The organism is Streptomyces sp. 13-12-16 (assembly GCF_002114215.1).
Lineage (GTDB): Bacteria > Actinomycetota > Actinomycetes > Streptomycetales > Streptomycetaceae > Streptomyces.
In genome coordinates, this window is record NZ_NCTE01000084.1 from 1 (window position 1) to 22,321 (window position 22,321).

General features: G+C 70.2%; 21 protein-coding genes, 1 tRNA gene and 4 pseudogenes. 9 read left to right on the top strand and 17 right to left on the bottom strand.

Annotated features, from left to right (window positions below; all coding sequences use genetic code 11):
* From B7767_RS04040 to B7767_RS04065, 7 genes are all read right to left on the bottom strand, one after another.
* A partial coding sequence (locus tag B7767_RS04040) for a Rho termination factor N-terminal domain-containing protein (protein ID WP_179167023.1) occupies window positions 1-438 on the bottom strand: 438 nt, incomplete at its 3' end.
* A gap of 420 nt (window positions 439-858) precedes the next feature.
* Window positions 859-1,776, bottom strand: a complete 918-nt coding sequence (gene thrB, locus B7767_RS04045; RefSeq protein ID WP_085570905.1) for a homoserine kinase — start codon at window positions 1,774-1,776, stop codon at window positions 859-861.
* Between the two features lie 402 nt (window positions 1,777-2,178).
* Window positions 2,179-3,237 carry a threonine synthase gene (gene thrC / locus B7767_RS44355; protein WP_107485786.1) on the bottom strand — a complete coding sequence of 353 codons (1,059 nt, stop codon included), beginning with the start codon at window positions 3,235-3,237 and terminating at the stop codon, window positions 2,179-2,181.
* Window positions 3,238-3,243: 6 nt separating this feature from the next.
* Window positions 3,244-4,536 (bottom strand): homoserine dehydrogenase, encoded by a 1,293-nt coding sequence (locus B7767_RS44360; protein ID WP_179167024.1) that lies wholly within the window; start codon window positions 4,534-4,536, stop codon window positions 3,244-3,246.
* Window positions 4,537-4,712: 176 nt separating this feature from the next.
* Complete coding sequence (gene lysA / locus B7767_RS04055) at window positions 4,713-6,104, bottom strand: diaminopimelate decarboxylase (RefSeq protein WP_085570906.1); 1,392 nt, start codon at window positions 6,102-6,104, stop codon at window positions 4,713-4,715.
* A gap of 22 nt (window positions 6,105-6,126) precedes the next feature.
* Window positions 6,127-7,116, bottom strand: a complete 990-nt coding sequence (nrtL, locus tag B7767_RS04060) for an ArgS-related anticodon-binding protein NrtL (protein WP_085570907.1) — start codon at window positions 7,114-7,116, stop codon at window positions 6,127-6,129.
* 79 nt (window positions 7,117-7,195) lie between these two features.
* Window positions 7,196-7,684 carry a response regulator gene (locus B7767_RS04065; protein WP_085570908.1) on the bottom strand — a complete coding sequence of 163 codons (489 nt, stop codon included), beginning with the start codon at window positions 7,682-7,684 and terminating at the stop codon, window positions 7,196-7,198.
* Window positions 7,685-7,814: 130 nt separating this feature from the next.
* Here B7767_RS04065 and B7767_RS04070 point away from each other — a divergent pair.
* Window positions 7,815-7,886 (top strand) — tRNA-Arg (locus B7767_RS04070).
* Between the two features lie 298 nt (window positions 7,887-8,184).
* Window positions 8,185-8,751, top strand: coding sequence for a hypothetical protein (locus tag B7767_RS47715; protein ID WP_256923309.1), 567 nt, complete (start codon window positions 8,185-8,187; stop codon window positions 8,749-8,751).
* Between the two features lie 166 nt (window positions 8,752-8,917).
* On the opposite strand, the pseudogene B7767_RS49080 reads toward B7767_RS47715, so the two are convergent.
* Both B7767_RS49080 and B7767_RS04085 read right to left on the bottom strand, forming a co-directional pair.
* Window positions 8,918-9,112 (bottom strand): annotated as a pseudogene (locus tag B7767_RS49080) (site-specific integrase); the annotation flags it as partial.
* Window positions 9,099-9,485 (bottom strand): helix-turn-helix domain-containing protein, encoded by a 387-nt coding sequence (locus B7767_RS04085; protein ID WP_256923310.1) that lies wholly within the window; start codon window positions 9,483-9,485, stop codon window positions 9,099-9,101. The gene B7767_RS04085 and the pseudogene B7767_RS49080, both read right to left, overlap by 14 nt.
* 63 nt (window positions 9,486-9,548) lie before the next feature.
* Here B7767_RS04085 and B7767_RS04090 point away from each other — a divergent pair, with 63 nt between their 5' ends.
* Complete coding sequence (locus tag B7767_RS04090) at window positions 9,549-9,968, top strand: DUF4440 domain-containing protein (RefSeq protein WP_085570910.1); 420 nt, start codon at window positions 9,549-9,551, stop codon at window positions 9,966-9,968.
* Between the two features lie 68 nt (window positions 9,969-10,036).
* Here B7767_RS04090 and B7767_RS04095 read toward each other — a convergent pair whose 3' ends face one another.
* Window positions 10,037-10,177: a hypothetical protein gene (locus B7767_RS04095; protein ID WP_179167026.1), complete on the bottom strand. Its 141-nt coding sequence runs from the start codon at window positions 10,175-10,177 to the stop codon at window positions 10,037-10,039.
* 126 nt (window positions 10,178-10,303) lie between these two features.
* Window positions 10,304-11,116 (bottom strand): AraC family transcriptional regulator, encoded by an 813-nt coding sequence (locus B7767_RS04100; RefSeq protein ID WP_256923311.1) that lies wholly within the window; start codon window positions 11,114-11,116, stop codon window positions 10,304-10,306.
* A gap of 302 nt (window positions 11,117-11,418) precedes the next feature.
* On the opposite strand from B7767_RS04100, the gene B7767_RS04105 reads away from it, so the two are divergent.
* Window positions 11,419-12,393 carry an alpha/beta fold hydrolase gene (locus B7767_RS04105; RefSeq protein ID WP_085570911.1) on the top strand — a complete coding sequence of 325 codons (975 nt, stop codon included), beginning with the start codon at window positions 11,419-11,421 and terminating at the stop codon, window positions 12,391-12,393.
* A 97-nt stretch (window positions 12,394-12,490) separates the two neighbouring features.
* A complete protein-coding gene (locus B7767_RS04110) occupies window positions 12,491-13,012 on the top strand; it encodes a hypothetical protein (protein WP_085570912.1) in 522 nt (173 codons plus the stop codon).
* Window positions 13,013-13,024: 12 nt separating this feature from the next.
* Here the strand turns inward: B7767_RS04110 and B7767_RS47720 are convergent.
* Both B7767_RS47720 and B7767_RS04120 read right to left on the bottom strand, forming a co-directional pair.
* A pseudogene (locus tag B7767_RS47720) lies at window positions 13,025-13,252 on the bottom strand (nuclease-related domain-containing protein); the annotation flags it as partial.
* Between the two features lie 274 nt (window positions 13,253-13,526).
* Entirely contained in the window at window positions 13,527-14,066 is a 540-nt protein-coding gene (locus B7767_RS04120) for a GNAT family N-acetyltransferase (RefSeq protein ID WP_256923312.1), read from the bottom strand.
* A 128-nt stretch (window positions 14,067-14,194) separates the two neighbouring features.
* Between B7767_RS04120 and B7767_RS04125 the strand changes: the two are divergent.
* Both B7767_RS04125 and B7767_RS04130 read left to right on the top strand, forming a co-directional pair.
* Window positions 14,195-14,500, top strand: a pseudogene (locus B7767_RS04125) (Scr1 family TA system antitoxin-like transcriptional regulator); the annotation flags it as partial.
* 9 nt (window positions 14,501-14,509) lie between these two features.
* The gene (locus B7767_RS04130; RefSeq protein WP_085570913.1) at window positions 14,510-14,701 is read left to right on the top strand and encodes a hypothetical protein; all 192 of its coding nucleotides are present in this window, start codon (window positions 14,510-14,512) and stop codon (window positions 14,699-14,701) included.
* A gap of 29 nt (window positions 14,702-14,730) precedes the next feature.
* On the opposite strand, the gene B7767_RS47725 is transcribed toward B7767_RS04130, so the two are convergent.
* The 3 genes from B7767_RS47725 to B7767_RS04145 form a co-directional block, all read right to left on the bottom strand.
* Entirely contained in the window at window positions 14,731-15,963 is a 1,233-nt protein-coding gene (locus B7767_RS47725; protein WP_085570914.1) for an HNH endonuclease, read from the bottom strand.
* 166 nt (window positions 15,964-16,129) lie between these two features.
* Complete coding sequence (locus tag B7767_RS04140) at window positions 16,130-18,949, bottom strand: competence protein CoiA family protein (RefSeq protein WP_085570915.1); 2,820 nt, start codon at window positions 18,947-18,949, stop codon at window positions 16,130-16,132.
* A gap of 414 nt (window positions 18,950-19,363) precedes the next feature.
* Window positions 19,364-19,729, bottom strand: coding sequence for a DUF6083 domain-containing protein (locus tag B7767_RS04145; RefSeq protein ID WP_085570916.1), 366 nt, complete (start codon window positions 19,727-19,729; stop codon window positions 19,364-19,366).
* A gap of 683 nt (window positions 19,730-20,412) precedes the next feature.
* Between B7767_RS04145 and B7767_RS04150 the strand changes: the two genes are divergently transcribed.
* Window positions 20,413-20,634 carry a hypothetical protein gene (locus tag B7767_RS04150; RefSeq protein ID WP_085570917.1) on the top strand — a complete coding sequence of 74 codons (222 nt, stop codon included), beginning with the start codon at window positions 20,413-20,415 and terminating at the stop codon, window positions 20,632-20,634.
* Between the two features lie 11 nt (window positions 20,635-20,645).
* Here B7767_RS04150 and B7767_RS04155 read toward each other — a convergent pair whose 3' ends face one another.
* The gene (locus tag B7767_RS04155; RefSeq protein ID WP_256923313.1) at window positions 20,646-21,158 is read right to left on the bottom strand and encodes a hypothetical protein; all 513 of its coding nucleotides are present in this window, start codon (window positions 21,156-21,158) and stop codon (window positions 20,646-20,648) included.
* Window positions 21,159-22,075: 917 nt separating this feature from the next.
* Between B7767_RS04155 and B7767_RS47730 the strand changes: the two are divergent.
* Window positions 22,076-22,321, top strand: a pseudogene (locus B7767_RS47730) (alpha/beta hydrolase); the annotation flags it as partial.

Below are 22,321 nucleotides of genomic sequence, written 5' to 3' on the forward strand. Positions count from 1 at the left end.
GGCCTTCGGGGAGGGCTGGCCCGGGATCTCGATCTGCTGCTGGGCCGCGGCCTTCTCGGCGGGGGCCTGCTCGGCCTTGGCGTCGGCCTTCTTCTCGGCGGCCTCACCCGTACGGGTCCGGGAGGTGGCACGGCGCTTGGGCTTGGTCTCGGTGGCGGACTCGGCCTTGGCCGGGGCGGCTCCCCCGGAGGGGGCGCCCCCACCGGCGGCCTGCGCCTCCTTGATGACCTCGATCAGCTGGCTCTTGCGCATCCGCGCGGTGCCCCTGATTCCGAGGCCGGATGCGACCTGCTGCAACTCGGCCAGCACCATGCCCTCGAGGCCGGTACCGCGGCGCCGCCGGGAGCCGGCACCGGTGGCAGGCGCGGAAGCGTCCGTGGCGGGCGCGGCAGCGGTCTCCTCGACACGTGCGCCCATCAGATCGGTGGTGTCGCTCACGAAGGGTCCTTCCCTGGAGCGGACGTCGGCCTGTCTGGCTCGGCGACCGGTTGTGCTGTCCGGCATCGGTCCTTGCTGTGTGAACCGTGCCGGGGCGGTTGTCCGCCTGAGCGGCGGAAGAGATATCTGGTGATGGCGCTTCCCCGGGTCGTGGCACCCAGTGTCACGTGGCGTGGTCGCACCGGTTCCGGAGCTCCCCCAGAGGGGGTGCCCCCGTCGTCGAGCCGTTCAGTGTCCGCGTGCGACGTACTGCCCGCGTACGTAGCAGAGAACACAGTGCGGCTTGGGGGGCTCCCGGAAGAATGTCTGTCCCGGACGGGGACACGAGGCACCTCGCCATGGTGGGGTCGGGTGCAGACTTGAGGTTAACACTACCGGATCCAACAAACATTCCCCCTCTCCAAATCCGGCAACCGTGTGTCAGGTGGCGAGCGGAAGCACGCTCGCGCCCTGAGCATCGAGGCCGAGCCGGTTGGCGGCCCAGTCGTTGCCGGCCAGTGCTTCGACCTTGTCGGCCGTCTCCGCGTCCGCCAGCGCCATGACCGTGGGTCCGGCGCCGGAGATCACCGCGGGGATCCCGTCCCCCCGCAGCCGCTCCACCAGTGCGGCGCTCTCGGGCATGGCCGGGGCGCGGTACTCCTGGTGCAGTCGGTCCTCGGTGGCGGGCAGCAGCAGCTCGGGGCGCCTGGTCAGGGCCTCGACGAGCAGGGCGGCACGGCCCGCGTTGGTGGCGGCGTCGACGTGCGGCACGGTGCGCGGGAGCAGACCGCGCGCGGTCTCGGTGAGAACCGGCTTCCCGGGCACGAAAACCACCGGAACGATGGAATCGGCGGGCTCCATCCTGATCGCCCGGGCCGCGCCGCCCTCCATCCAGGACAGGGTGAAACCGCCCAGCAGACAGGCCGCGACGTTGTCGGGGTGGCCCTCGATCTCGGTGGCGAGCTCGAGGAGCGCGGTGTCGTCGAGCCGGGCCTCGGCGCCTATGGTCACGGCGCGGGCGGCGACGATGCCGGCGCAGATGGCGGCGGAGGAGGAGCCCAGGCCGCGGCCGTGCGGGATGCGGTTGGCGCAGACGATCTCCAGGCCGCGCGGCTGTCCGCCGAGCAGGTCGAAGGCGGTGCGCAGGGAACGTACGAGCAGATGGCGCTCGTCGCGCGGGAGGGTCTCGCCGCCCTCACCGGCGATGTCGATGTGCAGTCCGGAGTCGGCCACCCGGACGACCACGTCGTCGTAGAGACCCAGCGCGAGGCCGAGGGCGTCGAAGCCCGGGCCGAGGTTGGCGCTGGTGGCGGGGACGCGCACCCGGACGGCGGCGGCGCGGAACGCGGGACCGGCCATCGCTCGAAGACTCTCCTTGAGCTGCGTGACTGTCGAATGACATTCGATGAACGTTCGAGGGCATTCGATGGACATTCGAGGGTGTACAAAACCCCCTGGGGTCAACCCCTCGGGGTCGACTCCCGGGATCGCCGCCGACCGGGGTGGCCGGCCGCTCTCCGGGCCGCTCCAGGCCGCTTTCCGGACCACGGAGACGCCGCGATACCGCGGCATATGCGGCGGGCGGGTTCGGTACAGCCTATCGAAGGAAGGTTCAGTGGCGACATAGGGCGCACAGGAGGCGCACGATGCGTGTCGCAAGCCCCCTGTGCACCCCCTGTGGAGAACTTCCCCAGGCGGACGCGCCCTTACGCCCGTTTTGCGGACGGCGTCACGGTTCGCGGCGTCGTACCGGGCCGGGTGCTAGACCAGGCCGAGCCGCTCGGCGGCGGTCGCGGCGTCCACGGGGACGGTGACCGGCTGCGGGGCGCCGGCGACGGCCCAGTCCGGGTCCTTCAGACCGTTGCCGGTGACGGTGCACACGATCTTCTGCCCCGGGTCGACCTTGCCCTGCTCGGCGGCCTTCAGCAGACCGGCGACCGACGCGGCGGACGCGGGCTCGACGAAGACGCCCTCCTGCGAGGCCAACAGCCGGTAGGCGCGCAGGATCTCACGGTCCGTCACCTCGTCGATGGCGCCGCCCGACTCGTCCCGCGCGGCGAGCGCGAAGTCCCAGGAGGCGGGGTTGCCGATGCGGATGGCGGTGGCGATGGTCGACGGGTCCTTGACGACCTCACCGCGCACGATCGGCGCGCTGCCGGAGGCCTGGAAGCCCCACATGCGCGGCGTCCTGGTGCTGACACCGTCGGCGGCGTACTCCTTGTACCCCTTCCAGTACGCGGTGATGTTGCCCGCGTTGCCCACCGGCAGGACGTGGACGTCGGGCGCGTCACCCAGCATGTCCACGATCTCGAAGGCGGCCGTCTTCTGGCCTTCTATCCGCACCGGATTGACCGAATTGACCAGCGCCACCGGGTAGTTGTCGCTCAGCGCGCGGGCCAGCGTGAGGCAGTCGTCGAAGTTGCCGTCGACCTGGAGGATCTTCGCCCCGTGGACCAGCGCCTGCCCCATCTTGCCGAGCGCGATCTTGCCCTGCGGCACGAGGACGGCGGACACCATGCCCGCGCGCACCCCGTACGCGGCGGCGGAGGCGGAGGTGTTGCCGGTGGAGGCGCAGATGACGGCCTTGGCCCCCTCCTCCTTGGCCTTGGAGATGGCCATGGTCATACCGCGGTCCTTGAAGGACCCGGTCGGGTTCGCGCCCTCGACCTTGAGGTGCACCTCGCAGCCCGTGCGCTCGGAGAGCACCTGCGCGGGCACGAGCGGCGTGCCGCCCTCGCGGAGCGTCACGACCGGCGTGGTGTCGGATACCGGCAGCCGGTCCCGGTACTCCTCGATGATTCCGCGCCACTGGTGGGTCATTGCTGGTTACTCTCCTTCAACCCGCATGATGCTGGCGACACCGCGCACGGTGTCGAGCTTGCGCAGCGCCTCGACGGTCCCGCCGAGGGCCGCGTCGGACGCACGGTGCGTGACGACGACGAGGGATGCCTCACCGTCCTTGCCCTGCTGGCGAACCGTATCGATCGAGACGCCGTGTTCGGCGAACACGGTCGCGACCTGGGCGAGAACACCCGGTTTGTCGGCCACGTCGAGGCTGATGTGGTACCGCGTGACGACCTCGCCCATCGACGAGACGGGCAGCGCGGCGTACGCGGACTCACCGGGTCCGGTCGTCCCGCCGATCCGGTTGCGCCCCACGGCGACGAGGTCGCCGAGCACGGCGGAGGCGGTCGGCGCGCCACCGGCGCCGGGCCCGTAGAACATCAGCTGCCCGGAGGCGTCCGACTCGACGAACACGGCGTTGTACGCGCCGCGCACGGAGGCCAGCGGATGGCTGAGCGGGATCATCGCCGGGTGCACCCGCGCGGTGACCGACGCCCCGTCCTCGGCCCGCTCGCAGATGGCGAGCAGCTTGATGGTGCAGCCCATCTCCCTGGCGGAGGCGAAGTCGCCGGCGGTGACCTCGGTCATGCCCTCGCGGTGGACGTCGTCGAGCCGCACCCGCGTGTGGAAGGCGATCCCGGCGAGGATGGCGGCCTTGGCGGCGGCGTCGAACCCCTCGACGTCGGCGGTGGGGTCGGCCTCGGCGTACCCGAGCGCGGTGGCCTCGTCGAGCGCCTCCTGGTACCCGGCGCCCGTGGAGTCCATCTTGTCGAGGATGAAGTTGGTGGTCCCGTTGACGATGCCGAGCACCCGGTTGACCTTGTCGCCGGCGAGCGACTCGCGCAGCGGCCGGATCAGCGGGATGGCACCGGCGACGGCGGCCTCGTAGTAGAGGTCCTTGCCGTGCTCCTCGGCGGCGGCGTGCAGCGCGGCGCCGTCCTGGGCGAGCAGCGCCTTGTTCGCGGAGACGACGGAGGCGCCGTGCTCGAAGGCGGTGGTGATGAGCGTGCGGGCGGGCTCGATGCCGCCGATGACCTCCACGACGATGTCGAGGTCGCCGCGCTTGACGAGCGCGGTGGCGTCGGTGGTGACCAGCGCGGGGTCGATCCCCTCCCGCACCTTGTCGGGCCGCCGCACGGCCACGCCCGCGAGCTCCACCGGGGCCCCGATCCGGGCGGCGAGGTCGTCGGCGTGCGTCGTCATGATGCGCGCCACCTCTGAGCCGACCACTCCACAGCCCAGCAGCGCCACCTTCAGCGGACGCGTACGCATCATCCGACCTCGTTTCCTGATTACCGTCTCGGTTGCACCAGTCTCACTCACCGGACGGGACTTTCTGCGTTATGTCCGGATCGTGAGACATCTATTTCATTTTCATGCCCGGGAAGACAAAAGATCTTCCGTCACCCGGTCACGGTCTTCCGTCGTCGTGGCTCATCCCACGTCGTCACTCATCCGACGTCGAGACGGAGGAGATCCTCCTCCGTCTCCCGCCGCACGATCACGCGCGCCTCGCCGCCCCTGACGGCGACGACGGGCGGGCGCAGCACATGGTTGTAGTTGCTGGCCATCGACCGGCAGTACGCCCCGGTCGCCGGGACGGCGATGAGGTCACCGGGTGCCAGGTCCCCCGGCAGGAAGGCGTCCTTCACCACGATGTCCCCGCTCTCGCAGTGCTTGCCGACGACCCGGCACAGCATCGGCTCGGCGTCGGAGACGCGGGAGGCGAGGGCGACGCTGTACTCGGCGTCGTACAGCGCGGTGCGGATGTTGTCCGACATCCCGCCGTCCACGGAGACGTAGGTCCGCAGCCCGTCGAGCGGCTTGACGGTGCCGACCTCGTAGAGCGTGAAGGCGGTGGGCCCGACGATGGCCCGCCCCGGCTCGACGGAGATCCGGGGCGTCGTCAGCCGCGCGGCCTCGCACTCCCGGGTGACGATCTCGGTCAGCGCCTTGGCGATCTCGTGCGGCTCTCGCGGGTCGTCGTCACTGGTGTACGCGATCCCGAGCCCGCCCCCGAGGTCGATCTCGGGCAGCTCGACCCCGTGCTCGTCCCGGATGTCCTTGAGCAGCCCCACCACCCGGTGCGCGGCCACCTCGAACCCGGACATGTCGAAGATCTGCGACCCGATGTGGGAGTGGATCCCGATGAGCTCGAGACCGTCCAGCTTCAGCGCCCGCCGCACGGCCTCCGCGGCCTGCCCGCCGGCCAGCGGGATGCCGAACTTCTGGTCCTCGTGGGCGGTGGCGATGAACTCGTGCGTGTGCGCCTCGACGCCCACGGTGATGCGGATCTGCACCCGCTGCCGCGTGCCGAGCTCCTGCGCGATGTGCGCGACCCGGACGATCTCCTGGAACGAGTCGAGCACGATCCGCCCGACCCCGGCCTCGACGGCCCGCCGGATCTCCGCCACGGACTTGTTGTTGCCGTGGAAGGCGATGCGCTCGGCGGGCATTCCCGCGGAGAGCGCGGTGGCCAGCTCCCCGCCCGAGCAGACGTCCAGGTTCAGCCCCTCCTCGTCCAGCCACCGCACGACGGCCCGGGAGAGGAACGCCTTGCCGGCGTAGAACACGTCGGCGTCACTGCCGAAGGCGGTGCGCCAGGCCCGCGCCCGGGCCCGGAAGTCGTCCTCGTCGAGGACGTAGGCGGGCGTGCCGTGCTCCTCGGCCAGCCGCTTGACGTCGATCCCGCCGACGGTGAGCACGCCGTCCGTGTCACGCGTGACGGTCTCGGCCCACACCTTGGGGTCGAGGGCGTTGAGGTCGGTGGGCGGTGCGGAGTAGTGCCCCTCGGGGAGGACGTCGGCGTGACGGGGCCCGGCGGGGTGTGCGGAACGGCTCATGTCAGTGTCTCTCTGGACTCTCTCAGAGGTGATCGGGTGCGTCGATGCCGAGCAGGGACAGGCCACCGGCCAGCACCGTCCCGGCGGCGTCGGCGAGCGCGAGCCGGGCACGGTGGGCGGCCGAGGGTTTCTCCCCGCCGAGCGGCAGCACGGCGGGAAGCAGGGGCGGTACGGCGTCGGCGACGGCGACGAGCTGCCGGGCGAGCCGGTCGGGCGCACGGTGGGCGGCGGCGACGACGAGGACACGGGGGTGGTCGGCGAGGACCTGGAGCAGCGACCGGGCGCCGTCCACGGGACCGGGCTCGGGGCCGAACCCGAGGTCGGCGGCGTTGCGCAGGAGCGCCCGGGTGCGGGCATGGGCGTACCGGACCCGGAACAGCGGATTGCTCTCCCGCTGCACCAGGTGCTCGTCGCCGATCCGGGGCCGGTCGTGCGGGGCGGGGTGCAGCAGGGCCCAGCGCGCGGCGTCGGGACCGAGGCGGGCGGGATCGGCGGGCGCGGGAACGGGCCGGACGACGACACCGTCGTGGTCGTCGATGCCGTCGTGATCGTCGACGTGAACGACGGCCCCCTGCGACCGCAGGATACGGACGAGAGCCTCGACCTGGACGACGGCACGCACCTCACGGGCCGGCCGCAGCCGGACGGTGCGACCGTCCAGGGCGTCACCGTGCCCGTACCGGGCCCCGCACCGCAGGATCTCGCGGACGAGCCCGACGGGCCCTTCCGCGCCGGCGAGGCTGATGTTGATGAACCCGGGCCCGGTGACGACGACGTCACTGATGCCGGGGGCACGCAGAAGGCGGGGCCGGAGGATCTCGGCGACCCGCTGGGGGGGCTGTCCGGCCGGCCGCGCGAGCTGAAGGGCGACGTTGGTCGCGTAGTCCCCGCACCCTCCGGGCCCGGGAGGCGCGACGAGGACCTTCTCCGGCGGCACCACCCTCAGCTCCCCCTCGTCGACGGCACGGCGCACCGCGTGCAGCACGGTGCGGGAGAGCTCGACGGGGGTCACGGGACAAGCGTAGGGGAGGAGGGGGGTGGGTAGACGAATGAGTTGGGCCGCGATTCCGAGATGTGGACGGCCGCCGGCTTCACCCTCCGGCGTGCCCGGCGGCCGGCTCGGCGTCCCCGGGCCCCCGCACCCGCCCGAGGGGACCGAGGATCAACCGCTGGACGAGCCGGACGAGCTCCCCGGGCTCGAAGGGCTTGGCCAGGAAGGCGTCCACTCCCACATCTAGCCCGCTCTCGATCTCGTACTGGGTGCAGGCACTGACGATGACGAGCGGGAGATGACTGGTCCGGGGGTCCTTACGCAACCGGGCCGCGGTCCGGAGCCCGTCGAGCCGCGGCATGACGACATCGAGGGTGACGAGGTCGGGCCGCACCTGATGGACGACTTCCAGACACTCGGCACCATCGGCCGCGGTCACGACCTCGATGCCCTCCAGCTCGAGGTTGACCCTGATCAACTGCCGGATGACCTTGTTGTCGTCCACAACAAGAACCCGGCCCGATGCGCCTGGCACAACTCGAGAGTAGGTCGGACCCGGCCACCACGTCCGGCGTTTCCCCACTTCCACCCCGCACGGACGACACCCCGCACCCCGGACCGACCCCGGCCGGCTGCCGCCTGCTGCGAAAACGGGTTCATGACCACCCCCCGGGAGCTGGTAATGTTCTACCCGTCGCCGCGATCACCGCGACGGACACGCCCCCGTAGCTCAGGGGATAGAGCAACGGCCTCCGGAGCCGTGTGCGCAGGTTCGAATCCTGCCGGGGGCACTTCGCATGAGGTGCCCAAAGACCCCGTCACCAGCGGAAACGCTGAGGCCGGGGTCTTCGCGTATGTGCGGGCGTGTGCAGCTCGGAGCGGCCGTACGTCGGGCACTGTGGCCTGTGCGTGGACTGGCCACGGAGCAGTGGGCGACGGCGTCCATGCATACCTCCCCAGGCTGATGCGGCGACGCTGCGGTTACGTCCTGTGGCGTAGGCAGTGCATACCCTGGCCGGACGAAAGCGGTAGGGGACCGCGGAAGCATCAAGGGCACCGCACTGCATCGCCGATCGAGGAGCGTGCCGCATGCCCACCATTGCTTCCCTCCCCGCCAACGGCCCCGCGGACAAGGGTCACTTACCCTGCCGCCCTTGGGGCCGGACGGTCCCCGGCGTCCCGGGCTGGGCGAGACGCGCGGCTGCAGCGGTTGTCTGGGCATCCCTGCCGTCGGCGTTGTGGCGTCTCGCCGCGGTGCTGGGCATACCGCTCGGCCTGGGACGGTCCGAGTACGACGCGATGCTCATACCCGGTTGGGGCCTGCTGGTGCTGCCCCTGCTGTCGCTGGCCCAGGAGGGCTTGGCCTGGCTGACCCTCGGGCTGGTCCGTCCGTGGGGTGAGGTGTGGCCGCGTTGGCTGCCGTACCTCGGAGGCCGTCCGGTCCCGGTCCTCGCCGCGGTCGTGCCGGCCGCGTTCGGCGCGGTCGCCTGCAGCGTCTACGGCGTGCTTCTCGTCTGGACGACCCTGCACGGTGAGATGGACATCACGCCGTGGGGCAACTGGCTCCTGACCGCCTGCTATCTGCCCGTGGTGGTCTGGGGGCCGCTGCTCGGCGCGGTGACCGTGCACTACTACAGGCGCCGCACCCAAGGGTGAAGGGCGCGAGCGACTCATCCACAGCTGCCGTCCGCAAAACCGAAGGCCCCCGGACGGGGGTCCGGGGGGCATCATGCCTATGAGTGCAGCGCAGACAGGTCGAGATCAGGTCTCGTCCGGGTGCCCGTCCTCCTGGCCGTCCTCGTCGCCGAGGAGTTCGGCGATCCTGCCGGCTGGCGACGTCCTGGCGGCCGTCGAGGCACTTGGCACACCGGCTCAGCAGCACCTCGACGCTGTTGCCCGCGCGCTCCGCGACCTCGGTGGGATCCACGCCGGCGTTGAGCCGCGGGGAGAGCGCGGCGTGCCGCAGACCGTACGGCCGAGCAGCCGGCGGTGAGGCCACCTGCTCAGGTGTGAGCGCCGTCCCGTGCTGACGCCTCCGTTCCCCAGTCCCACAGGGCCTGGAGGACAGGGCCGAGGCGGTGTCCGCTCGGGGTGAGTGCGTAGCGCACGCGCGGCGGCCAGCCCGGTCGACGGTCGCGCTCGACGACTCCGGCCTCGCCGAGCTGTGCCAGCCGGTCGGACAGCACCTTGTCCGACAGCATGGGCAGGGCCGTCCGCAGCTCGCTGTAGGAGTGATCGCCGCGCAGCAGTTCGCGAACCACCAGCGTCGTCCAGCGGCCGTGCAGTGCCGCCAGCGTGATCTCCACCGGGCATTCGGGGGTGGGTGCGGTGACGTTCGCGCGCGGGTCGTCGGGGAGCCCTGCCGGGTGACCAACCGTTCGGTGAGTCACAGGATCGCCTCCTAGCGTGTGGGGCACTTCGATTCTCCCGGCCCGGAAGGACATCTGTCGATCATGCGAGCCTTGGCCGAACGGCCCGAAGAAGTGCCCGCCGTGTTCGCCGAGCGGTTCAACAGCGGCGACGCCGCCGCGCTGGCGCAGGTCTACGAGGAGGCGGCGGTGCTGGTCCCGCAGCCGGGAGCACCGGCGACCGGCCCGGACCTGCACGCCGCGAACAGCCGCCTGCAGAGGCTCGGAGTTCCCATCGAGGTGCGTCCGCGGCATGTGTACCGCAGCGGGGACGTGGCGCTGCTGATCGTCGACTGGGTCATCGACGGGACCGGCCGGGACGGGCAGACCGTGCACGTCGAGGGCACCGCCACCGACATCGCCCGGCGGGGCCCGGACGGCCGTTGGCGGTACGTCATCGACAACCCCTTCGGCACCCGCGCACAGCGGCTCCCGACCGAGGACCCCGGGGAACCGGCGTTCTGAGCGAGCACACCGGGAAAACACCGAGGCTCCTGGTGGATGCCTGGGGCCTCGGGCGTGACCAAGTGACCTCATTCGTACTCGCGGAGCAGGGCCTCCACGCCATCGGCCGCCGTCCGGCACCAGACCTCTTTCGCACGCTGCCGCAAAGCGGGAACGAGTTCCACGTTGTCCCCGCGTTCGGCGCTCTGCAGGAGTTCGGTGACGACCACCAGCTCCGCGAAGCGACCGTCCTCACTGTCGAGAAGGATGGAAAGTCCCTGGCATACCCGCTCTGCGGTCTCCGGGCTTTCCCATGGGGGCCGGCAAGGTGGCAGTCGAGCCAAGACATCGCAGGTCTACCGCACGCTCCTGGCATAGCCACCTGCGCTCATGCCGAACTCCCGCCGGAAGTGCCGGTTGAGCTGGCTCTGGTCACAGTAACCAAGCTCGGCGGCGGTCTCTGCCACGGATCGTCCCGCTGCCAGCATGGACTTGGCGCGTGCCAAGCGCAACAGGGTCCGGTAATGGTGCGGTGGAACCCCGTAAGCCTGCCGGAAACTCCTGATCAAATGGCGTTTGCTGCAACCGGCGACTGCCGCGAGGTCGTCGAGCTTGATGTTGGAGTCCAGTTGGCTGTGGAGCATCTCCCGTACTTGACGAAGCGCTCGAGGACGAAGTGCCGGACTCGCTGCGCCGGGAGCATCCGCATGCCTGACGAGCAGGACGTTCAGCAAGCGGATCAGTGACGACTCGAGATCCAACTCGTCCTCGCCGTCCGCCAAACTCCTGTGCAGCGCAGCAATGCCGTTGAAGAGGCTGCGGTCTGAATAGGTCACCCCATGAAAACGCGGCCGGCCTGTGCCGACCGGCAGGAGATCGGCGTCGATGAACATCAGTTGCACAACGGCCTGGCCGTCAGCGGCGGCCTTGTCCTGATCGAGGCAGCTCACGACCTCATGGGGCTCGATCACCGTCACCGCGCCAGGAACAGGGGGACCCTGGGTTCGCCCGAGGTACTGAAAAGGGGGCGCAGAGCCGCCATGCGCGATCTTGACGGTGTACCCGCTGTTCACGACGGTCGGGAAGGCACCATCGGCAACGCGCACAACCAGGCTCTCGACTCCGAACCGTGCTCTTCTGCGATGCCCATCGATCGCGGACTCAGCCATGTCATTTTCGCCCTAGTTCGGCTTGTTCGATCGATCTTACAGTTCCCAGCAGGACAAGCGCATCCGTCGGGCCGGGGAGGCACGACAGTCGCAGGTTGAGTCGGTCGTCCTCCCCCCGCCGTCGGACCGCGGGACGAACACCTGCCGACATCTGTGCACCACTGCGGAGATCACCGTCCACACCGACCCGGGTGCCGGGCGGCCGTCCCTGACTACTCAGGCTCGCGGCCACGACCGCCGATTCCATGCCTACCGCCAGTTACGACAAGCGCCATGTCGACGCCGACCTCGAAAGGGCTCCGATGAGCAAGCCGTACAGCGACGCCGCCAACATCCCGGTCAACGCGTCGCAACCCGTCCTCACCTACCACCCGGTCACCCTCGACGTCCCCGGCCGGCCCGTGCCGCTGGAGGCCAAGGTGTCGATCCCCGCGACCGGCACCGACCTGCCGCTCATCCTCCTGTCCCACGGGCACGGGATGGCGAACTTCCTGTCCTCCTACAACGGCTACGGGCCGCTGGCGAACTTCTTCGCCGCCCACGGGTTCGCGGTCATCCAGCCGACCCACCTGGACTCGACGGCCCTCGGTCTGCGCGACACCGACCTCAAGGACGCGCCCCTGTTCTGGCGTGACCGCGCCACCGACATGCACACCATCCTCGACCGCCTCGACGACATCGAGGCCGCCGTTCCTGGTCTTGCCGAACGGCGGATCGACAGGGACCGTGTCGGCGCCGTAGGACACTCCCTGGGCGGCAACACCGTCTCCCTCCTCCTCGGAGCCCGGATGCTGGACCCGGACGACGACCGGCCGAAGGACCTCTCCGACTCTCGTGTCAAGGCGGGAGTGCTCATCGGAGCTCCGGGCATCGGCAACGACGAGCACTTCGCCGAGTGGGCCAAGACGAACTACCCGGTGCTGTACTACACCGACTTCGAGCAGATGACGGGCACCGCCCTGATCATCGTGGGCGATCAGGACCTCAACCCCAACTTCTCCAATCGGCTCAGCTACCGTGCCGACGCCTACTCGGCCAGCCCCGGCGGCAACAAGACCATGGTGACCATGTACGGCGCCGGTCACATCTTCGGTGGCATATCCGGATACGACGCGGCAGAGACGGACGACGAGAATCCCGAGCGCGTGGCGACTCTGCGGGCTCTCGTGTGGGCCTACTTGCGCAGCCAGCTCTACTCGGCCGACCCGTCCTGGAAGAACGCGGTGAACGCCCTGGAGAACGGTGAAGACCCGATGGCCATGGTCGAAACGAGGTAGTTCCGCGAGGTGGGCGGCGGCGCGACGGCCGCCGCCCACCGCACTTCATCGCACCGCGACCTTTCACCCCAGCACGGATCGCACAGGAGCAACCGCCATGTGGACCACGTTCGCCGCGACCGTCGGCGGAAGCGCCGCCGGCCTCACCGGCCTCACCTTCATCGTTGTCGCCTTCCGCTTCGACGTCGTCGCCACCTCCCAGGAATACCGCAACCGCGCCGCGCAGACCGTCTCCCTGTTCCTGACAACCACAGTCACCGCGTCGCTGGTCACCCTGCCGCAGCCGACCTGGGCGCTCGGGGTCGAACTGTTGGTCGCCGCGGCAGCAAGCGCAAGTCTGCTCTCGGTGCTCGACCACGCGGCCCGCCGTGGCACGTCCCAGCATGCGCGGCCCATCCTCGTCGTCGCACTCGTCGTGTTCGCGGCAGGTATCGCCGCCGCCGGACTGTTCGCCACCGTCGGCTCCACCAACGGAATGGGCTTCTACGCCGCGAGTTCGCTGCTCGGCCTCATGTGGGGCGTCTACGGGACGTGGGTCTTCCTCACCCAGGCAGGCACGGATCAGATCAACGCGGTAGCGAACGTGCATGACCAGCCCGGCACCGTGCCGGCCGCCTGACCGGCCCCACACGGCCCTCTCGTGGTGGTGCTTCGTATTGATGCTGAACGCCCCGCCAGGCCCGATCAGCAAGTGATCGATATCCACTTTGCCGGCCAAGGGGATGGAGTGCAGGAGGCGCCAACCGTGGCGCCCCAAGCGGTTCAGCTCGGCTCCCACCCGCCGCTCCCCCGCCAGCCCCTTCCGCCAGGAATCCCACTCCGAGGGGCGCCGGAGAACCCGTGAGATCACTCGCTCCATCAGTCCCGGGCCGGATTCGTCGAGCAGATCGCGCGAGGACGCTCCGGGAGGGTTCACGGCCAGGTCGTCCGCCGGCGTCAGTGGTGGCAGCGTCGGACGCGCTGCGACCCCGGGCGCCCTGGCCGGCGAAACCGGTTCCGTGAGCTTCTGTAAGTGCTGCGTGAGCACGGCGATCACGTCGGAGTGGTACTCCGACCGCAAGACCGTGATGTCCCCCGTCGTGACGTCCGCCCAGCCGACCGCGGTGCCGTCCGACAGGTTGGCGTACAGGCGATCACCGCCCTGGTTCGCCGCCTGGCCGCTCCGCGCGGAGCATGGAGAAGAGCACCTGGTCGTGCCACTGGCCGCCGCGCCACTGCGCGGAGCGCAGCACGCCCTCCCTGACGAAGCCCGCCCTCTCCAGCGCGCGCTGCTCGGCGAGGTTGGCGCGGTCCGTCCAGGCTTGAAGCCGTTCGGCCCTGGTGTGATCGAAGAGGTACTCGGCCAGCAGTCGCTGCGCCTGGGCGCCTATGCCTCGTCCCCGCGCGGCGGGCACCAGACCGATCGCCAGACTCCAGCAGGTAGAGGTGGCGGGCCGTCCCCAGGTGCCGGCGAACCACTCGACCCGGCCCACCGTCCTGCCCGCCTCCGCGACGGAGAGCACGCCGCCATCGGGGCCGAGCAGGCCGGTCTCCGCGAATTGCCGACGCAGGCCGGCCGGTGACGTGAAGCCGAACCACTGGTACGGGCCGGTCCCCTCCGGCCCACTGAACTCACGCTCGAACAGATCGAGATCCTCGCCGGTCACCGGGCGCAGCCTGATCTCATCGGACATGGAACGACTCCTGATCCTCTCGACCACACGGTCCGGCCCCGTCTCGTACGGCCGGCACGGGCAACGGCGTCCGACCCTTCCATACATCGAGCCGGGCCCGGCAGGATGCCCGACGGCGCACGCCCGGAAGGCCCGCCGGACAGACCCGAGTTCCGCAGAGTCTGGAAGACAGGGCCGAGGTGGACAACGTCACCGTGCTTGTTCTGCCCTTCGCCCACGGTGCCTTCCCTGGCGCCGGGCAGACGGTCGTCCACATCGAAGGGCCCGTTCCACAGCTCGATACGGTGCAGGTGGACAGCTCCCACGGGCCCACCTTCCTCCACGCCGAAGGTCAGTTGGCGAAATACCGGGCGCAGCTCGATCTGTTGGAAAGTCTGGCTCTGTCGCCAGAGCGGTCCAGAGACTTCGTCCGCGACATCTCACGCCAACTATGAGGAGTGTCAATGCCCGACATCACCTGGGAAGACCCGTTCTGCGCCGAGGGCAGCTCCTGCTTCCGTCTCGGTACCGATGCCGACGGCAACGGGTACATAGCTGTCGCCGGTCAGGAGGAGAGCCCTCTCACCGACTCCCTCGAAGCCCTGCGCACCCTCATCACCGACATCAAGGCCGGTAAGGCCGACCACCTGCTGTAGGGACCGCAGCGCCCCGGCCCTGGGCCGAGTCAGCCGGCGGCGGGCTTGCGAGCGTTGAGGTTGCAGAGGTCGCGGTGGTAGCCGATGTGCGCCTCGTCCATCGGGTGTCCGGGGTCGCGGCGGAGCGGGCGGGGTTCTCTGTCGTCTCTCACTCCCCTGACCAGGCCGTCGGGGTCGACGTAGATCTCCAAGCCGTCGAAGAGGACGTGGCAGTTGGCGCACAGGCACAGGAGGTTCTGCAGTTCGTCGGGGCCGTGGTGGGGTCCGCCCAGGCCTCTTATGTGCGCCGCCTGGCTGTAGGGGCGGTTCAGGTAGCGGAGCGTCGTGTCGCAGATCTGGCACCGGTCGCCCTCCAGCTCCTTGACCTTCCTGGCCAGGGCCTCGTCGCGGACGATGACGGAGCGGGTCGCGGCACGGCGCGGTGCGGGGCCGGTCGCCCGCCCGTGCTCGTCGTCCGTGTCGGCGCCGCCGCTCTCGTCCTCCGGCAAATTCGGCAGGCTGCCGGCCGTGGTGTACCCGTCGAGGCCTGTTCGCTCGAAGAGGGCCCGGCGGTCGACGTCCTGGAGGTACGTCTCGCAGATCGTGGTGATGGCGTCGAGGCGGGTCACCGGGTCCCGGAGGAGAGCAGCGGCCTCTTCCGTGAAGCCGGCCTGCAGGTGGTGCGCGTCGAGGATGCTCATCTTCGGCATCTCCTTGGCCAGCTCGGCCGGTATGCCCTGGACCTCCCACAGTCCGCTGCCCCGGAGATGCCAGAACGGGTACTCGGGTGTCGCCTTCGCGTTGGGAAGGCCGAACTCGACCAGGAGCGGGCCGACCTCGTCCCGGAACCGTGGCCACGGGGTCGTGCGGGGCCTCTCGTCGGCTTCGCGGGATATCGCCCACAGGAGGCTCAGCGGCTGGTGACGGCTGGGTGCCGGGTTCCCGGGACCGCGGGAGACCTTGAGTTTCCGGAGGTGCTTCAGCAGGGCGGCACGGTCGAAGGGGGCCTCCTCGGTCTCCACCACGAAGCCGAGTTCGCGCAGGCATCGCGCCACCGTCGCCGCACCGCCGCTGAAGTCCCCCGCGCGGAGGAATTCGCCTGTGGCGTGCCCGTGGGCGACACCGACAATGGCCTTCGAGTCGTAGCGAAGACCGTCCAGGACCATCTCGTACGACCTGGCTCGCCTGAAGCCGTACCTCTGAAGGAAGTCGTCCCGGCCCAGACGGCGGAATTCCTCGGTCGCCGCGATGACGTCCTCGTACCTGATGTCGCCAAGCCCCATACACCGAAGGCTAGTCGGACAGTATGACAATCCATGTGGCAAGTGAGCCGCCCACTCCGGGAATCACACCGGTCGCTTCGCACGAGGGCCGGGCCGGGACCTTTGCCCCGAAGGCTTGACCGGAACCGCCCGCCACGGCAGGGAACCACTGCTGTACGACGCCGGGTCAGCGGTGTTTCCAGAGGCTGTGGAGCCGAAGGACGTCCATCTGCCACCGCGTGTGGAGTTCGTCCTGCCGAGAAGGCGTCTCCCGACCCAGCGAGTAGGCCACGTGCCGGTACAGCGGGTGGAGATCCCCGTTGTTCGTGGTGACCAGGGTGGAGAGGAGCGGTTCGTCCGCCGGGGTGTCCGCGTCGGCGAGGACCAGTACCTGCCCCTGGTCGTCCGGGTGCAGATGAGGAAGTTCCACGCTCAGCCGGTGCCGGATCACGGACCAGGTGACAGTGGTCCGAGCACGTGCGGAGTCCTCCAGCACGGAACGCACGACAGCTGCGATCTCGGCCAGCTTGCGATCGTCCGGCCGGGGCACGTCCTCCGCCTCCGGAGCGGGAGTGCTCACGCCGTCGCCGGGTGGTACGGCGAGCAACTCGGCGAGTCGTTCCCCGCAGACGCGATAAATGTCCTGGAGGTCCTGCGGGAGTTTGCCGTGGTGCCTCCTCTTCAGCTCCTTCGCCTGGGCCAAGCCGTCGCGAAGGGCTTCGACAGCGGCGGGTTCCTGTCGCCGCACCAGGCCGTCGAGCAGCCGGCGAAGTTCCGCCAGGGTGCTCTCGTTCTCACGCTCGTGCACCCACTCGCTCATGTCGCGCAGGTGAGGGCGGCACTCGGCCCGCTGTTCGGCGGACAGCTTCGAACCGTACAACTTGCCCGCCGCCTGCCAGACGCGTTTCGCCTCGGCGAGGTCGCCGGCCTGCCGGGCATGGTCGAATCGCCAACGCAGTCCGGTGAGTGTTCCGAGGACCTCCGCGGCGGACCCTGCGAGGGGGGAGGTGGAGGTCATGGCCGCGAGGGGCCCCGTTTCCGTACTCCTCGACCGGTTCGCGCTGCCCGCGTACGCGTCGCGGATGCGGCCCGCCTCCAGTCGCCTGGCTTGATGAGCCTCGCTCTGGAGGCCCGGTACCGGGCGTCCATGGCGCCGGAGGATCGCCGGGAAGTACGGCAGCGGCTTGCCGTCGTCGGTCACGACGAGGGCTGCGTACATGAGGTCGTGGTTCTTGAGGGGCTCGTCCACACGGAACAGGAGGTTGGCGCGCCGCTCGTCCGAGAGAGCGGCGAAGTCGAACCCCGTGTTCACCGAGAGCTCCTGCCACGTGATGTCAACGGCTCCGTTCCTCGCCCGTGCCTTGAGGTGTTCGCGCACGGCGAGCACGAGCTGGAGGGTCGGGAGACCGGCTGGTGAGGTCAGTCTGGCTGCGGCCCGTGTCCGACTCCGCAGTTGCTGGGGCTGGGGCCGGGGGGACGTCGGGGAGACGGGCGAGGCCGTGGATACCGTGGCGGGGCTGTCGCCGAAGAATTCGTGGGCGCGCCGCTGTTCCCTCTCGCTGACCTCACGGACCTGGTGCTCCGGAAGGCCCGGTGCCCAGCCCAACCCGGAGAGCACGGCGGCGAAGAAGGACGGGACCTCACCGTTCTCCGTCCTGACGAGGGAGGACAGTACCGGCTTGTCCTGGGCACGAGGGAAATCGAGCGCGATGAGGAGCTTGAGCCGGTACTCAGCGGTGAACTGCCGGGGCGTCGCTTTCGCACTCTCGACGAGCTTCGGCCATGTGATCCAGTCCTGCGCGCGGGCGGTCCGTTCCAGGGTCTTCCGGAAGGAGGCCACGATCTCCCGGTCGTCGAGCTCTGGACGCGGAATTGCGGGCGGCTGCTCGACGACCGGGACGGGCGTGGCTGCCGCGGGTACCGGCTGAGGTGGCTTGAGTCCGTTCCAGGCCGCCGCCTCCCTGGCGTCGAGGCGTCGGGTCTGGGCCGCGGTGAGGAGCCAGCCGGGAGTGCCCGTCGTAACACCGGCGACGGATGTCAAGGTCACCCGCTCCCGGAGGAGGTACACCCGCGAAGGACTGGGCGGCGTCGAAGCGTGAGGAAGGACGATGCGGGCCCGGGCCACGGTCGAGCCCAGAGGCTGGATGTCCGCGTCGTACACGCTTCCCGGTGTACCGGTCGGCGACTGCGCGTCGGCCCGCGGCACGGCCCCGGTGAACGCCACAGTGTCATCGGCCAGCGAGAAGGAGAGTGAGGGCGCGGTGAGCGCGGTCGCTTCGACCGACCCACGGACTACGATGCCCTGGGCGGAAGAGACCAGGCTCGGAGTGACGATCCCCTGGGAGGTCAGGGCGCATTCCTCCAGCGTGGTCCATTCGACGGTATTGCCGGGCAGTTGGGTTCCGATCCGCACCTCACGCGTGGCCCCGGCGGTCCGGCACTCGACACGGATCGCGTACCCGTGGGATTCCACCCGGTCGTAGGCCAGCATGCTGTCCGGCCCGAAGAGCCATTCGACGTGGTCGGCACGCCCAGCGAGGTCCGCCGCCTCCCGCCGCCATGGGTGCAGCCCCAGCCGGGCCATCTGCACCCGTATGAGCTGCCGCCCGCCGGACAGTCTGAAGTCCACGGTCCCGCCCGGTCTGTCACCGACGGTCCGATACGACGCCTTGGCCTGCCGGTGGTTCTGCCGGGCGAGCCACCGGGTCAGGGCCTGACCGATGTAGAGGTGGTCGGCGCTGGACTCGCCGTTCGCGGTGCGGCGGCACTGGACGGGCGGGCGGTGGGCGAAGTGGCACTTCTTCTCGGTGTAGCGCTTGGCGCTGAGTTTCTTGCCGCAGCCCCCGAGAAGAGTGCCGCAGTAGAAGTCGTCGCGGGAGCGGCCTTCCAGGAAGAGGTCGAACTCGTCGTGGTCGTACGGGAGAAAGACCGGCGTGTCGGATCCGGCCCGCCCGATGACGGCGGTCTGGACCTTGCGGGTGTCTTCCTCGTTGGCGAATGGTGTCACGGCACGCTCCGGGCGGACGGTGGGTCGGTGCTGCGGGTTGGTCGTGGCAGGAGGCTGGGCGAGCCCCCGCGACGACGGGTCCGCCCTCGACGGGGAGCGGGCCCGTCAAGGGCGGGCGCTCGCGGCCTGCGACCGCGTACGGGGTGTCCCGGAAGCGGAGCCGTCGGCTTGAAGCGGTACCGACGATCGTAACGACGGCCAGGTCCTCCGCGGGCGTTCCCCGAGAACCGGAGAACGCCCCCGGGCACCGCACGCCGACGGGAATCTCGCGGACGAAGGAGGTGCCGCGCTCGGGTCCGGACCACACGTCCTCACTGTGGGCCGGTGCCCTGCTCCAGTCGTCACCGGCCTCCACGGTGTGCAAGGCCCGCTGTGCTCAACGGAGATGTCGAGAGCGGATTCTTCGTGTGCGCGTCAGCCGGTGTCCGGCCACGCCTCGGGAGGTGCGGGCGGCGCCAGGGTGTTCCGCCGGACCGCTTGCCGGGCGTTCTCCCCTCTCAGGGCCGTCAACCATCGCCATAGATCCGGCAAGGGCTGTTCCGGGCAGGCGAGACGGTGCTCGATGCGGCAGCGCTGGAACTGGTCCGGTGGACATACGCCGTAGACCGTCACCCGGCCGTCGGACAGCTCGATCCAGCGGTGCTCCGCCGGCACCGTATGGGCCAGCGGGTGCATATCCGGCTCCAGCAGGACCCAGTCGTGCTCGATCGTCGCCACCCGTTCCTGCGGCAGCCCGCAGTACGGGCAACGGGACTCCCCACCGACCAGTGCAACCCCCATACCGTGAGGGTCGCCAGCCCGTCGGCGCGGGCGTAGAGCGCGAACCGGACGGGGCGCCTGGGGCAGGGGGCCACCGGTGAGGCGGAACACGACGCGGCAGGTGTGGTCGGCAACCGACGGCCCGGCGGTACACGGCCGAGATGCAGCGAAGCCCTCGGCTCAGACAGGCCGGGGTCGGTCGGAGAGGCGGGTTCGGGTGGGCTCCGGCGCAGAACGATCAGCGCGTATCACAGCCATTCGGGAAGTCGCCCGGTCGCCGTGGGAAGCGACCGGCGACACGGACGCCTGACAGACTCGGCAGCTCGGCAGCTCGGCAGCTCGGCAGCTCGGCAGCGGATCTTGGCTCGGTCGTCGGCCTCTGCGGGGTGTGACGGCCAGGCGACAAGGGGGTCCTGAGGTGCCTGGACCTGCCGATCCGGATGGCAGGACCGATGTCGGCCAGTCCTTCGTGCCGCTCATACGCGGCATTCCGGCGGTCCGCTCCCGGCTCGGGGCGGGGTGGCGGCGCCGGAAGGGGGCCGTTCCTCGTGTTTCTGCATGCCTTTTCGCAGGTCAACGCCCTCGGCACCGCCCGCGCTCACGGATCGCGGAGATCGGCCGGGCGACGGCGCCGCGGGAGTGTGACGGTTTAAGCACCGCAGGACTGCAGCGGGTGGGGGCGTGGCAGGCGCATACTGGGGGCGATGACTAAGCCTGCTGCACCCAAACGCCATCTGCCCACCAGTCCCTTCAAGGCCCCGGTCGTGCTGCCTCCCAAGCAGTTCGCCGTGGGCGACCAGGTGACACATGACATGTACGGCCTCGGTCGGGTCGTCGGTATGGAGGAGGGAATCGCCGCTGTCGTGGATTTCGGCTCGGCGGAACGGCGGATCCTGAGCCCGTACTCCAAGATGACCAAGCTGTAGGAACCCCGTCCTCAGTTCGCCTCCTCCTGACGCTGCCAGACGCGTGGCCAGTTGCCGGACGGCGGGGGCGGCCCTGAGATGCCGAGGTCGCGTCGTGCGAGCGCGTAGAAGTCGTCGCGTGCCCGGCTCATCCGCCGCACCGCGCCCTCCCAGCCGGCGGGGTCGTGCTGCAGACCACGCGCGTAGAGTTCGACGTTCCAGACCGCCTCGTGCCACTCCCGTGCCGCTCCTATGGTCTCGGCGTCCCCTACGAGCAGCACGGATTCCCACTCGGCCGCGCGCCGGGCCTCGGCCTCGGCGAGCTGCGGGAGACCCTGTTCCGGGTCCAGGGGGTCCACGGCGTGCTGGAACCCCCTTGCCGCTCCCATGCGCTGCGCGATGTTGATCTGGTGCTTCAAGGCGTTGGCGTAGGACGCGTAGGTGTCCAGTCTCTTCTGGTCCCAGCGTTCGGCCCTGGCCCGGCGCCACCGGCTCCGTTCCGTGAGGCTGGTCGCCGTGTAGGAGCCGACGGCTCCCACGATCACGCCGGCCAAGGCCGGTAACTGCTCCCACACCATCGGTCCCCCATGTCTCGCACAGCACGGTCAGGGACACGGTGCCGCACTCCGTGGCTTCGGGGTAGACGGCGTGTCCCCGGTCCCGTACCGGGTGTCCGTCCGTCGGTCGGCTGCTGTCGGCTCGCGTGTCCCGCCGGGGCGGGGTGTTCTTGACGCGGAGGCGTGCCGGGGTGGCGTCGGGCGTTCGGGCGTGAGGGACGAAGGCATGCGCATACCCGGACCGATAGCCGGTCGTCGGTGTCGTGCCGCGGTCGTCGCCGCGGTGGTGGCCTGTTCGACCGCGTTCACCGGACCGGGTCCCACCACCGCCGACGGCGGGCCGACCCCCTCGGTGCCCGCACCGGAGCTGGACTGGAGACCCTGTGTCCAGGGCGGTCCGTTCGACTGTGCCACCACCGAGGAGCCGCTGGGCTACCGCGACCCGGGCGGGCGCACCATCGAGCTGGCGGTCGTCAGGCGGAAGGCCACCGGGCCCGGAGGGCGCGTCGGCACCCTGTTCTTCAACCCCGGCGGTCCCGGCGGCCCCGGAACGGTGCAGATGCCGCAGAACTACGAGTTCTTCCCCCAGGAGGTACGGGAGCGGTTCGACATCGTGAGCTGGGGTCCCCGCGGAGTCGGCAACAGCACCGCGGTGAACTGCTTCGCGAGTCCCGAGGAGGCCGCCGCCTGGAACGCCGGCAGACCGGCGGGATTCCCGGTGGGCGGGAAGGAGCGGGCCGCCTACACCGCCGCGTACAAGGACCTCGTCCGGCGCTGCCGGCAGCGCGACCCCGAGCTGCTGCGTCACGTGTCGACCGCGGACACGGCCCGCGACCTCGACCGGCTCCGCCGGGCGGTGGACGACCCCCGGGCTCACCTACCTGGGGATCTCCTACGGCACGTTCCTGGGCGCCACCTACGCCGACCTCTTCCCCGACAAGGTCCGCGCGATGGTCCTCGACAGCGACTGGGACCCGGAGGCATGGACGAACCACGGTTCCGACGAGGAGCCCCGGTCCACGGCCTTACTGCGGCTGGGTGCGGACCGCACGGCGGCGGCGTCCTCGGCCGGTCGTGGTCCCGCCCCCGCCCCGGCCTCGCCGGCGGACGGCCCGGCCGGGTGTCACGCGGGTCCCGGGGCTCCCGGCCAG

What these genes read in the sequence shown, in the direction of transcription:
- thrB (WP_085570905.1), bottom strand. Translation starts at nt 1,776, where the DNA reads ATGGCCGGTCCCGCGTTCCGCGCCGCCGCCGTCCGGGTGCGCGTCCCC.
- thrC (WP_107485786.1), bottom strand. Translation starts at nt 3,237, where the DNA reads ATGACCCACCAGTGGCGCGGAATCATCGAGGAGTACCGGGACCGGCTG.
- B7767_RS44360 (WP_179167024.1), bottom strand. Translation starts at nt 4,536, where the DNA reads ATGATGCGTACGCGTCCGCTGAAGGTGGCGCTGCTGGGCTGTGGAGTG.
- lysA (WP_085570906.1), bottom strand. Translation starts at nt 6,104, where the DNA reads ATGAGCCGTTCCGCACACCCCGCCGGGCCCCGTCACGCCGACGTCCTC.
- B7767_RS47715 (WP_256923309.1), top strand. Translation starts at nt 8,185, where the DNA reads ATGCCCACCATTGCTTCCCTCCCCGCCAACGGCCCCGCGGACAAGGGT.
- B7767_RS04090 (WP_085570910.1), top strand. Translation starts at nt 9,549, where the DNA reads ATGCGAGCCTTGGCCGAACGGCCCGAAGAAGTGCCCGCCGTGTTCGCC.
- B7767_RS04100 (WP_256923311.1), bottom strand. Translation starts at nt 11,116, where the DNA reads ATGGCTGAGTCCGCGATCGATGGGCATCGCAGAAGAGCACGGTTCGGA.
- B7767_RS04105 (WP_085570911.1), top strand. Translation starts at nt 11,419, where the DNA reads ATGAGCAAGCCGTACAGCGACGCCGCCAACATCCCGGTCAACGCGTCG.
- B7767_RS04110 (WP_085570912.1), top strand. Translation starts at nt 12,491, where the DNA reads ATGTGGACCACGTTCGCCGCGACCGTCGGCGGAAGCGCCGCCGGCCTC.
- B7767_RS04120 (WP_256923312.1), bottom strand. Translation starts at nt 14,066, where the DNA reads ATGTCCGATGAGATCAGGCTGCGCCCGGTGACCGGCGAGGATCTCGAT.
- B7767_RS04130 (WP_085570913.1), top strand. Translation starts at nt 14,510, where the DNA reads ATGCCCGACATCACCTGGGAAGACCCGTTCTGCGCCGAGGGCAGCTCC.
- B7767_RS47725 (WP_085570914.1), bottom strand. Translation starts at nt 15,963, where the DNA reads ATGGGGCTTGGCGACATCAGGTACGAGGACGTCATCGCGGCGACCGAG.
- B7767_RS04145 (WP_085570916.1), bottom strand. Translation starts at nt 19,729, where the DNA reads ATGGGGGTTGCACTGGTCGGTGGGGAGTCCCGTTGCCCGTACTGCGGG.
- B7767_RS04150 (WP_085570917.1), top strand. Translation starts at nt 20,413, where the DNA reads ATGACTAAGCCTGCTGCACCCAAACGCCATCTGCCCACCAGTCCCTTC.